This is a genomic window from Herpetosiphonaceae bacterium, from assembly GCA_036374795.1.
Classification (GTDB): domain Bacteria; phylum Chloroflexota; class Chloroflexia; order Chloroflexales; family Kallotenuaceae; genus LB3-1.
The window spans coordinates 1-12,286 of sequence record DASUTC010000114.1 but is presented as its reverse complement, the minus strand read 5'-3'; the positions used below and the strand labels follow the sequence as shown (position 1 = coordinate 12,286).

At 63.0% G+C, this 12,286-nt stretch carries 5 protein-coding genes; 2 read left to right on the top strand and 3 right to left on the bottom strand.

The annotated features are described in order from the left end of the window. Both VFZ66_07650 and VFZ66_07645 read right to left on the bottom strand, forming a co-directional pair. On the bottom strand, positions 1 to 4,912 hold a 4,912-nt coding region (locus VFZ66_07650; protein HEX6289049.1), incomplete at its 3' end, for an amino acid adenylation domain-containing protein. A 527-nt stretch (positions 4,913 to 5,439) separates the two neighbouring features. After that, positions 5,440 to 6,681, bottom strand: coding sequence for an MFS transporter (locus VFZ66_07645; GenBank protein ID HEX6289048.1), 1,242 nt, complete (start codon positions 6,679 to 6,681; stop codon positions 5,440 to 5,442). 313 nt (positions 6,682 to 6,994) lie between these two features. Between VFZ66_07645 and VFZ66_07640 the strand changes: the two genes are divergently transcribed. Beyond that, on the top strand, positions 6,995 to 9,415 hold the full coding sequence (locus tag VFZ66_07640) for a penicillin acylase family protein (protein ID HEX6289047.1): 2,421 nt from the start codon (positions 6,995 to 6,997) through the stop codon (positions 9,413 to 9,415). A 662-nt stretch (positions 9,416 to 10,077) separates the two neighbouring features. After that, positions 10,078 to 11,280: an alkaline phosphatase D family protein gene (locus VFZ66_07635; GenBank protein ID HEX6289046.1), complete on the top strand. Its 1,203-nt coding sequence runs from the start codon at positions 10,078 to 10,080 to the stop codon at positions 11,278 to 11,280. Positions 11,281 to 11,365: 85 nt separating this feature from the next. Here VFZ66_07635 and VFZ66_07630 read toward each other — a convergent pair. Continuing rightward, positions 11,366 to 12,286: HAMP domain-containing protein (locus VFZ66_07630; protein HEX6289045.1), on the bottom strand; the 921-nt coding region annotated here is incomplete at its 5' end.

Below are 12,286 nucleotides of genomic sequence, written 5' to 3'. Positions count from 1 at the left end.
GAGTGCCAGGCGGGTGCCAGGCGGGTGCCATGCCCAAAGGGCGCCCGGCGTCTTCGTTTCCTACAACATACGCTACCAGCCGCTCGTCGCGGAGCAGCACCACGGCCTCGCGCACGGCCTCGTGCTGGCGCAGCACGGCCTCGATCTCGCCCAGCTCGATGCGATACCCGCGCAGCTTGATCTGGTGGTCGCTGCGGCCCAGGAACTCGATGCTGCCGTCCTCATGGTAGCGCGCCCGATCGCCGGTTTTGTAGAGCCGACCGCCGGGAGTCGCCGCGAACGGACACGGCACGAAGCGCTCCGCCGTGAGCGCGGGACGGCCAAGGTAGCCGCGCGCAAGCTGCACGCCGCCGATGTGCAGCTCGCCGGGCACGCCCACCGGCACCGGCTGCATGTGCGCGTCCAGCAGGTAGATCTGCGTGTTGGCGACCGGCGAGCCGATTGGGACGCTGCGGCGCTGATCATGGGGATTGCACCGCCAAAACGTCACGTCGACCGCTGCCTCCGTGGGGCCGTAGAGATTGTGCAGCGCGGCGTCCAGCCGGGCAAAACATCGCTCCTGAAGCTCGAACGGCAGCGCCTCGCCGCTGCACATGATGCGGCGGACGCTGGTACATGTGCTGGCGTCGGGCTGCTCTAAAAAGACATGCAGCATCGCCGGAACAAAATGGAGCGTGGTGATCTGCTGCCGCTTGATCACATCGATTAGGTAGGCCGGATCGAGATGGCCGCCCGGCTGAGCCATGACGAGCCGCGCGCCCGTGAGCAGCGGCCAGAACAACTCCCAGACCGATACGTCGAAGCTGAACGGCGTTTTTTGCAGCACGCGATCGGCAGCGCTCAGGCGATACTCCTGCTGCATCCAGAGCAGGCGATTGCAGATGCCCTGATGCGTGTTCATAACGCCTTTGGGCCTGCCGGTCGAGCCCGATGTGTAGATGATATACGCCAGGTTGTCCGGCGTGAGATCTACATCTGGCGCATCCTCAGGCTCTCCGGCGATCTGCGGCCAGTCAGCGTCGAGACACACTACCCGCGCGGAGCAATCGGGCAGGCGGGTATCCTCTGGGTGCAGCAGGCGCTGCTGGGTCAGCACGACCGACACCTGGCTATCGTCGAGCATAAAGCGCAGCCGCTCGGCGGGATAGGCCGGGTCGAGCGGCAGATACGCGCCGCCTGCTTTAAGAACGCCGATCAATCCGATCACCAGCTCCAGCGACCGATCCAGGCAGACGCCAATCGGCGCTTCGGGCTGGACGCCAAGGCTGCGCAGGTAGCGGGCAAGTTGATTGGCGCGCTGGTTCAGCTCACGATACGTCAGATGGCGCTCGATCCGCTCAGGGCTATCCGCGACCACGGCGATGGCATCGGGTGTGCGCGCGGCCTGGGCCTCCAGCAGGTGATGAAGACACAGGCCCTTGAATGCCGCGATCTCCGTGGCGTTCCAGCCCGCGATCTCGCGCTGCTCGGAGGGCGTGAGCAGCGGAAGATGGGCAATCCGCTGCTCCGGCTGCGCGACGATCTGGCTGAGCAAGGTTCGGAAATGGCCGCTCATCCGCTCGATCGTCGCAGGTCTGAACAGCGCGGTATTGTACTGCCAGGCACCCACCAGCGCATCGCGGCTCTCCGTCAGCGTCAGCGTGAGATCGAACTGCGCGGCCTGCTGTCGCAACAGCAGCGGCTCAACGGTCAGCCCGCCAAGATCGATCGGGCCATCCTCCGCGCCGACCGCGATCATTGCCAGGCCGCCATCGCCGTGCAGAGGCTCGTTCTGAAAGACAAACATTACCTGAACGAGCGGCGAGCGGCTGGCGTCGCGGGCTGGCTGAAGCTGCTCGACCAGCAGCGGCAGCGGGTAGTCCTGGTGATCGAGCGCGCCGAGCACGGTCTGCCGCACCTGGGCCAGGAAGGTGAGGAATGGAGGATCATGTGCCAGGTTGGCGCGCAGCACGACCGGGTTTACCAGGTAGCCCACCAGCTCAGCGAAGGCGCGGCGGCTCCGTCCGGTCGTCGGCGAGCCAACCAGCAGATCATCCTGGCCGGTGTAGCGCGCGAGCAAGATCTGAAACGCGGCCAGCAGCAGCGTGTACAGCGTTGTCTCGCTGCGCTGTGCCAGCGCCTTGAGCTGGCGAGTCAGCGCTTCGTCCAGCCTGAGCGGGAATGTCGCGCCGTTGGAGGTTTGGATCGCCGGTCGCGGGTAATCGGTCGGTAGATCCAGCACCAGCGGCGCGTCTGCCAACTGGTGGAGCCAGTAGTCTCGCAGCGCTCTGCCTGCGGAGCTGGCGAGCAGCTCGGCCTGGAACGTGACATAATCTGTGTATTGGAGCGTCAGCGGTGCGAGCGCCGCAGCCTGTCCGGTCGTCTCGGCGGCATAGAGCGCGCCAAGCTCGCGGATCAACAGCGAGAGCGACCAGAGATCGGCGATGATGTGATGGACCACAAACAAGAGCACATGCTCCTGGTCCGATTCGCTGAACAGGCAGACACGCAGGAGCGGGCCGCGCTGGAGATCGAACGGACGCTGCGCTTCGATCTCCAGCCGCTCATCAAGCGCGGATCGGTCGCGTGGCAGCGGCTCGATCGAAAAAGCCGGTGCAAGCTGCTCATGCACCTGTTGCAGCGGCTCGCCGTGTGGGGCTGGGAACGTTGTACGCAGCGCGGCATGTCGCGCGACCAGGTGCTCAAGCGCTCGACGGAGCGCCGCGCCATGCAGATCCGAACGAACGCGCACGGCATGTGCGATGGTGTAGGCCGTGCTGTCCGGATCGAGCTGGCACACAAACCAGAGCGCTCGCTGTCCATACGAGAGCGGATGCTGCGTGCTGCCGGTCGCGGCGGCGCGGATCGGAGCGGCATCCGATTCCTCGGCGATGGTGTCGAGCAGCACACCGGCAAGCTGGACGATCGTCGCGTCGCGGAGGAAGCTCGTCATCGGCAGCACAACGTCCAGCGCGGACTCGATCGCGTGTTGCAGCTCCACGGCCATCAGCGAATCCAGGCCAAAGCCGCTGATCGAGCGGGTCGTCGTCACCTGCGACGGATCGACTCGCAGCGCCCGCGCGATCTGGCGTTGCAGATACGCTTCCAGGGCTGGCTGCCGCTCCTCAGGCGCAAGCGCGCCGAGCGTCTCGCGGCTGGTGCTGGCTGCATCGGCCTGCAATGACGCGCCCGGCAGCGTATCGATAGCGAAAAGATCCAGCGTACCGGCTAAGAAGGCTGCCCGGCAGGCAAAGCGCTGGATTTTTCCGCTGGAAGTCTTGGGAATCTGGCCGGTCTTGAGCAGCGCTACGGCGTGTACATGCAGGTCGTGGTGCTCGACCACCGACCGGCGGATCGCAGCCACCAGCTCATCCGGCGGCGTGCCCCGCGCCTGCCGCTCGACCTCCTGCACCACCACCAGGCGTTCCTGGCCGTCCACCTCGATCGAAAATGCCGCGCCCGCGTTCGGACGCAGCACCGGATGGCTGAGCCCGACCGTTTGCTCAATGTCCTGCGGATAGTAGTTCTGCCCGCGAATAATGATCAGATCTTTGATTCGGCCTGTGACGAACAGCTCGCCCTGGTGGATACAGCCCAGGTCGCCGGTGCGCAGGAACGGGCTGTCATCCGATCCCGCGATCGTCGCACGAAAGATCTGCGCCGTCTCGGCGGGTCGATTCCAGTAGCCCTGCGCGACGCACGCCCCCGCGACCCAGATCTCGCCGATCGTGCCTGGTGAGCAGCGCTGCCCGGTCTGCGGGTCGACAATCGCGATCTGATGACCACCGATCGGTTGTCCGCAGCCAACCAGCCGTCGCGTCCGTGTCTGGGCGCTGGCGCTGGTTGGCTGCTGCTCCAGCGCGTCGGCGTGAACAGCCTGGATCACTGGCGGAGCAGCTTTGCCGCCGCCTGCGATCATCAGCGTCGCCTCGGCCAAGCCATAGCACGGATAGAACGCTTCCCGCCGAAAGCCGCACGGCGCGAACACTGCGGCAAAGCGATCCAAGGTCTGCGGCTGGATCGGCTCAGCGCCCACAAAGGCAACATCCCAACTGCTGAGATCAAGGGTCGCTGCCTGCTCAGGCGTGATCCTGCTGGCACACAGATCATAGGCAAAGTTCGGCCCGCCGCTGGTGGTAGCCCGGACGTGATCGATCGCCTGAAGCCAGCGGATCGGACTCTGAAGAAACGTCATCGGCGACATGAGCGTGACGGGAAATCCGGCGTAGAGCGGCTGTAAGATCCCGCCGATCAGGCCCATGTCGTGGTACGGCGGCAGCCAGATCACGCCGCGACTATCGGGCGTGTGCTCGAAGCAGCGCTCGATCTGGCGGACGTTCTCCAGCAGATTGCGATGCGTCAGCATCACGCCTTTTGGCGTCGACGTGGAGCCTGAGGTGTACTGCAAAAAGGCGATACGCTCAGGAGCCAGCGCGGGCGGCGTCCAATCCAAAGCTGCGTCGTCAGGCAGATCATCCGTTGCCAGCCAGCGCAGGGCAGCCAGGCTGAGCAGATCATCCGATTGTCGCTGCATCTTCGAGATGATCCGGGCGGTGGCGAGCACCGCTGTCGGCTGCGCGTCTGCCACAATGCTCTGGATGCGCGTGCGGCTACGGTTCAGCGCGGGCGGATAGGCGGGAACGGCAATCGCGCCTGCGTAGAGGCAGCCGAAGAACGCGGCAATGTACTCGATTCCTGGCGGATAGAGCAGGACGACTCGCTCGCCAATCGCGGTAGTTTGCTGGAGCAGCCCAGCAATTGCCTGAGCCTTGCGATCCAGCTCTCCATAGGTCAGCTCGACGGCGCTGGTCGCTCCATCCGATACAAAGCTGTAGGCCAGTCGATGCGGCTGATGGAGCGCCCGCCAACGGAGAAGCTCATGCAAGGTCTGTGGTATGTCCGACCGATCTGCGTGCTGGTGAACATCAGTCATCTTCATAAAAATCAGGCAAAGGAACCGCCGATGTGGCCCAACAGGCATCCCGGCAGGGGCATTGCCGTTTCCTCCCTTCGTCGGTAGAAATAGGCGGGCGTCGTTGCGCTGTAGCCCTGAGATAGAAGCCCTTCACGCGCTTGAGCAGCGTGAGCGTTGACGAAAACGCCTGTGGTATACTGCAACCACGCACAGACCACGGGTAGTATAGGGAGCTTTGTCAACCCCATACACCGTATCACACGGATCGCAGCATGGTCTAGAGCTGCCAGTACCATGTTCGCTGCTGTCCGATGTCTTGCCGCGAGGTGTAGGCCCTGGCACAGAGGATCACACTCCCCACGCTGGCGAAACGGATAGCCGACGCAGCGCGCCAGCGCGGGAGTCGTCACAGGAAGATCCATGAGCAACGATGCAGATGTGCTGATCGTCGGCGCCGGTCTGGCCGGCCTCTATTGGCCGCGCCGCCGCCCACGATGCGCTCTGGGCGGCGCTGCTCGCCCGACAGGCCGCGTCTAGCGCTCCGGCTATGGCCGCTGGACGATGCGCAGGAGCGGCAGCGCGAGCATCGTAAAGAGCGCAAGCGCCAGGGCGGTCCCAGCCAGCGTCGCGGAAAATCCCCAGTGCTCGATCGCAAGCCCGGCCAGGTAGGTGCCCAGGCCGCCGCCGAGAAACAAGGAGAACGCAAAGAGCGACACGGCGGTCCCGCGCAGATCCGGCACCAGCTCTGTGGCCCGTGTTTGCAGCGTGCTATGCGCGATCACAAAGCCTGCGCCGCCCAGCACCATCGCGATGGGAAACCAGACGAACGTCGGGCGGAACGGGATGAGCAGATACGAGATCGTGAGGCAGGAGCCGCCCACGAGCACCATCCCGCGCTCGCTGATGCGCGCCACGAGCTGACCGACGCGGCGCGCCGTGACCATGCTGGCGACGCCGCTCAGCATCAGCAGCAGGCCGATCGTCGCGTAGCTGAGCTGATCGCGCTCGAACAGCAGCGCGCCAAGGTAGCCCACCGTGCCGGTCGCCGTCAGGCCCTCCAGAAAGACGATCGCGTACAGCGCGTACGCCCGCGCCCCGGCGTGCTGAAAAATCGCGCGATACGGGCCGAAGACTCCTCGCCCACGTGGCACGGACGCGCGAGCGCGCTTCACGGGCGTGCGCAGCAGCACGGCGGCGACCGCCAGCGCGATGATCCCGTACGTCAGAAAGAGCGTCCGCCAGCTGGCGATCGTCGCGATAATGCCGCCCAGTGCTGCCGATAGCACGCCGCCAAGTGACGCGACGCTGATCACTCGTCCCAGCGTCGCCTGGCGCTCGGAGTAGGGCACGGCATCGCCGACATACGCCAGCGCAATCGGAATAACTCCGGCTGCGGCTGCTCCTGTGCCAAGCCGTAACAGCGTCAGCGTCAGCAGATCAGGAGCCAGGGCGCTGACAAATGTTCCGAGCGCGAACAGCGCCAGGGCAACGCCCATCACCCGCTGCCGACTGAAGCGATCCGCGAGCGGCCCGTACACAATCTGGAACACGCCATACGGCAGCGTGTAGGCCGTAATCAAGATGCCAGTGCGGGCAACCGGCGTGACGAACTCTCCGGCTATTGCCGGAAGCAGCGGCGAAATAACGCGAGCTTCAGCGCTCACCATAAAGATTGCCGCCATGATGATCAGCAATTGCGCGGACGACGTTCCTCGCGGCGAGGCATCCGGCGGCATATCTTCCGGCGTGGGCTGCTCAGCAGCCGACGACAGGCGTGCTTTTTGCACCGCGTCCTCCTTCTCAAGCGAACCTGCTGAAGCATACCACCGATGTGCTCGACCTGCGCGGAACACCTGGCGCAACGCAGCGGATCGCGGCGTGCCGAGGCGCTGGTAGGCGGCAGATGCGACGCCAGGCTCGGCGTGTGGCGGTTCGATCGCCGGATCTCGTTCGATACAGGCCACGCGCCGTCGCGCCAAAAGTCCCGGCTACTGCTAGCCCATTTCCCGCGCGGTCGGCCCCTAGGCAAGGACACTTGACCACAGCGATAATTGTATCGATAATGATGGACACCTCTCAATGCAGAAATTTGGAGATCGTATGCGCCGTACGCTTCGTGTGTTCCGCTGGCTGCTTATCCTGCTGGTTATCGTTGTGCTCGTGACGGGCGCGGGTGGCTACGTATTTCTTCGTCGCACCCTGCCTCAGGTCGCGGGTACGATCAAGGTATCCGGATTAAACGCGCCGATCGATATTGTGCGTGATGTCGATGCGATCCCGCATGTTTTTGCCCAAAGCCGGGATGACGCGATCTTCGGCCTGGGGTATGTCCATGCGCAAGACCGGCTCTGGCAAATGGAGTTTCAACGCCGGATCGGGCAGGGCCGCCTGTCCGAGATTCTCGGCGAGAGCACCCGTGATACCGATCGGTTCTTGCGCACGCTTGGCACCTACCGCGCTGCCGAGCAATCGTGGCAGGCGCTCTCCTCCGATTCGCGAGCAGCCGTCGAGGCGTACGTTGCGGGGATCAATGCGTTTATCGCCGCGCCGAGCAGCGCGCTCCCCATCGAATTTACCCTTCTCGGCACGACGCCCGCCCCCTGGACGGGGCCTGACGTGCTGGTGTGGCAAAAGATGATGGCCTGGGACCTTGGCGGCAACTGGGCGAGTGAGGTGCTGCGGACCGACATCATTCGGGCAGTTGGGCCGGAGCGAGCCGCTGCCCTGCTGCCGGACACGCCGGAAACCAGTCCGAGCATTATCACCGCCGCCATACCCAACGGCGACTACGATGGCTTGTTGACGCTGGGCGCCGAGGTTCGCTCGCTGATGGGCGCTGTCGGCTGGAGCGGTGAGGGCCTGGGATCGAACAACTGGGTCGTTGACGGCACGAAAACCGTGTCGGGCAAGCCGCTGCTCGCCAACGACCCACACCTTGGCACGCGCATCCCGTCGATCTGGTACCTTGCGCACCTCTCCGCGCCCGACTATGAGGTTATCGGCGCGACGCTGCCGGGCCTGCCCACCATTGTGATCGGGCGTAATCGGGCGATTGCCTGGGGCGTGACGAATGTCGGGCCGGATGTTCAGGATTTGTATCGTGAGCGGCTCGATCCGACCGGGACCCTGGCGGAGTTTCAGGGGCAGATGGAGCCGATGCAGGTCATCACCGAGACGATCAAAGTCAAGGGCGCGGAAGACGTGATCCACCGCGTCCGCATCACGCGCCACGGCCCGCTGATCTCGGATGCGCTCAACACCAGCAATGCCAGCCTGCCCGAAACAGAGCGCCAGCCGATGATGGAGCCGCTCGCCTTTCGCTGGACGGCTCTCGATCCCCAGGATACGACGCTCGATGCGTTCTTAGGCATCAACCAGGCACAAAACTGGGACCAATTCGTGCAAGCGCTGCGGAGCTATGTCGCGCCCTCCCAGAACTTCGTCTACGCCGACATCACGGGGAACATCGGCTACTATGCGCCGGGCCGCATTCCGATCCGCGCCAGTAATGATGGGTCGCTCCCCGTCGAGGGCTGGTCGGGGGCGAACGAGTGGACCGGCAGCGTACCATTTGAAGAGCTGCCGCATGTGTATAATCCGCCGAGCCATATGATCGTGACGGCGAACAACCGGCCCACGCCCGCCAGCGACCAATACTTCCTGGGCCGGGAATTTGCGCCGCCGTACCGCTACCAGCGGATCGCTGAGCTGATCGAGGCAAAAGATAAGCTCAGCCCCGGCGATTTTGCCGCGATCCAGGGCGACACCGTCTCGCTTCATGCACGCGAGCTCTTACCGATCCTGCTCCAACAGACCGCCGCCCAGACCGCCGAGGAGGAGCAGGTACTCGATCTGCTGCGTCAGTGGGACGGCAATACCAATGGCGATAGCGCGGCGGCAGCGATCTTTGAGGTCTGGTACTCGCGATTAACGCGAGCTATTGCAGCCGATGAGCTTGGCGCGAGATTGATCGAGCGCTACGAAGAACGATTTACCTTTTCCCGTCCGTTCATCCAGCAGGTCCTCAGTGAGCCCAGCCCGTGGTGCGACGATACCACAACATCGCTGTCGGAAACGTGCGCCCAGATTGTCGCCGAGACGTTTCGCGACGCGCTTGAGGAGGTGCGTAGCCGCCAGGGAGCACCGCCGACCGAATGGCGCTGGGATCGGATGCATGTCACGGTCTTTCCCCACCAGCCACTCGACAATGTACCGGTGTTGAAGGCGTTTTTTAGCCGCTCGCTCCCGCACGGCGGCGATCACAGCACGGTCAATGTTGCCCCGTTCGATTTCGAGTACCCGTTTGAGCAGCGCCATAGTCCTGGGTACCGCCAGATCATTGACCTTGCCAATCTCGAAGGCGGTCAATTCTTGCACTCTGTCGGCCAGTCGGGACACGTCCTGTCGCCGCACTACGCCGATTATCTTGCCGACTGGAAGGCCATCCGCTATCGCCCGATGCGGATGGAACGCACGACGATTGATGCCGCCGCTCAGGGAACGCTGCGCCTCACGCCATAGCGCTTCTTGAACAGCCTGATGCTGCGAGTGGCAAGCCGACTCGTGATTGGCATGCTGAACATAGTGGCCCACCCGCTGCAGCGGCGCGAGTCGTTCTGCGCTACCAGCGGGTGGGCCAACGTGATCCGATCGCCGGGCAGGTCTGCTGAAGGCTGGCTGGATGCGTTAATGTATGCAATAGTAGATCAACAATATTACATACTACTCCCTTTTGTGTTCAAAATGACATAATGAAGCGCCATGAAGCGCGTAGAACCTCTCGCGTTCTGAGCCTCCGGCCTACATCGTTGAGACTCAGACACGCTTTCATGCTGCCGAAGGTCGATGAAGGAACGTCTCAGGGGTACCGCGCGGGGGGTACAGAAATGTTAAGAGATTTTAAAGATTTACGCCTCCTGTATTCAGGAGGCGTTTAGCGTCTCGGTATAAAGTACAGCTACCGTCGTCTCGCAGACGTTGGTAGCGTCGGGCAAGCGGTAGCGGATTCGGATCCAGAAACCTCCCAAGGCTGAGCAGCAGGAGGTGTTCGCGATGATAACGGAGGGAAAATCATGCGGAAGGCTCGCGTGCTAGTCGTAATCTTGGTTCTGCTCGCACTCGGAGCGACTCTTGCTCCGGGCGACGTGGCACACGCCTACTCCACGCCGCTGCAAACCAGCCCCATGGTAGGCCGCACCTGGAAAACGGGCGCTCGCATCTGGGTGGGGACGAGTGATACCTATGGAAACGATACGAGCGAAACGCTGACACTGCGCGTCAGGCTGGCAACCGCCTGCGAAACATGCTGGCTGTCATCGGTAGAGATGACCAGGATCGGAGCTGGTAGCGGCTATCGCTCGTGGAAGGCGACCCTGTCCGGGCTGTCGCCTGCAACCAGGTACGATTATCGGATCTTTGCGTCCGGCCTGACGGGCGAGCGCGGCGGCAGCTCCTTTATGACGGAGCCGGATGCACCGGCACGCTTCAAGGTTGGCGTGGCCTCCTGCATGAATGGCGAGAAGCAGCCCAGCCAGCCCTCGTTTAGCATCATGCGTGAGCAACTCGACAATGGACAGCCTAACTTGCATGTGCTGCTGGGCGATAATATGTACACCACACAGAATCCGCCAACGAAGGACCATTACTGGTTCAAGTATATGCAGCAGCGTAAGGTGCCGGAGTTTGCTTCGGTCTACCGCAACTTCCCCACCTACGCCATCTGGGATGATCACGACTACGGGCCGAATAATGAAGACGCAACCTTCGCTCAAAAAGACATTGCGCGGGCAGCCTTCGATGATCTTTGGGCGCACCCCGACTTCGCCGGGGATGGGATCTACCACACGTTCAACTGGGGCGGCGTCAACGATACGGGCGGCGTAGACTTCTTTATGATGGATGATCGCTGGGGCCGTGACTGTCCGCATAACATGCCAGCCGACTACCCGGCGAACATGTATGGCACCACCCAGTTCGAGTGGTTGAAGAGTCAGCTCTTAGCATCGCGGGCAACCTTTAAAGTGATCGCGAATGGCTCCACGCTGGGCAGCGTATGCTGGGGAAACCAGAGGCAGCAACTCTTCAACTTCATCGTCGCCAACAACATCAAAGGCGTCTTTTTCATAACCGGCGACATCCATCGTAGTCTGCTCACGCAGCGGACGCTGTCAAGTGGCTATCCGCTGTGGGAGGTCACATCCTCCGGTATCGGGGTTGGTGGCACCGATGCTGAGTATAGCTTTGCCATGCTCAATTTCGACCTGACACTAGCCGATCCTACGGTCACGTTCCAGGTCATTCAAAATCCGCAAAAGAGTTCGAGCATCAATGGTCCTGGCGTAACCGTTACATCTCGTACCGTGCGGCGCTCACAGTTGCAGAACTAAGCCTTTCGCATCCATCTGCCAGGCGCAGCCGTGGGCCAGGGAGGTATCGCTATGACGCCTCCCTGGTCTGTGGATCAACTCCGCGTTATGAGCGTATCCGCTCTTGCGCGTACTGGATGCCGTGCTGGAGATCGGCGTGCGTCACCAAACCATCGAGTGAAATTCCAAGGCCAACGATCGTACGCGCCAGCTCAGGACGAATGCCCACGAGGATCGGCAGAGCACCCAGCAATCTCGCCGCATTCGTCGCATCCATCAGCATCTGCGCCACCTGGGTATCGGCTACCGGCACGCCCGTGACATCGATAATGACCGCGCGGGCACCATGACGCTCGATCGCTGTTAGGAGCGATTCGATCAGCAGCGCGACCCGATCGGAGCTGATCACGCCGATCATCGGCATCACCAGAATCCCATCGAGCACCGGCACGACCGGGCTGGACAGATCACGGACGGTTGCGCTCAGCAATTCCCGCTGGTGGAGCGATTCCCGCAGCTCACACAGCACGCGCTCGGATTCCAGATTGGCTCGTCGGAGGTCGGCGGTGCGCTCGGCGACCCGCAACTCCAATCCTTCGAGAGTCTCATGAAGGCGAACCGTCATGCGATTGAACGCCCGCGCCAGGACCGCAATCTCGCCGCGCTCGGCAATCGCGACCTGCTGGCTGCGCCCGCCTGCGGTGATCTCACGCGCGGCCTGCGCCAGCGCAGCGATCGGCCTGGAGATGCGGGTCGCCATGAACAGCCCGATCAGCACGGCTACCAGCGCTGCCATACCGGCCAGCGCGCTGCTCAGGCCAGCCGTGTGCATAAAGTGCTGCTGCGCTTCATGCTCATCGATCTCTGCCAGGAGCGCGGCCCTTAATGCTGGTATCCAGCGATACGCGCCAATCACCGAAACCGGCGGAGTCTGGTAATTGGTATAGGTGCCGGTGCCCTGCTCGCCCGCAAGGCCACGGTCGATGCCAGGGCTGTGATAGGCCCGATTAAGCGGATAGCTCGACGA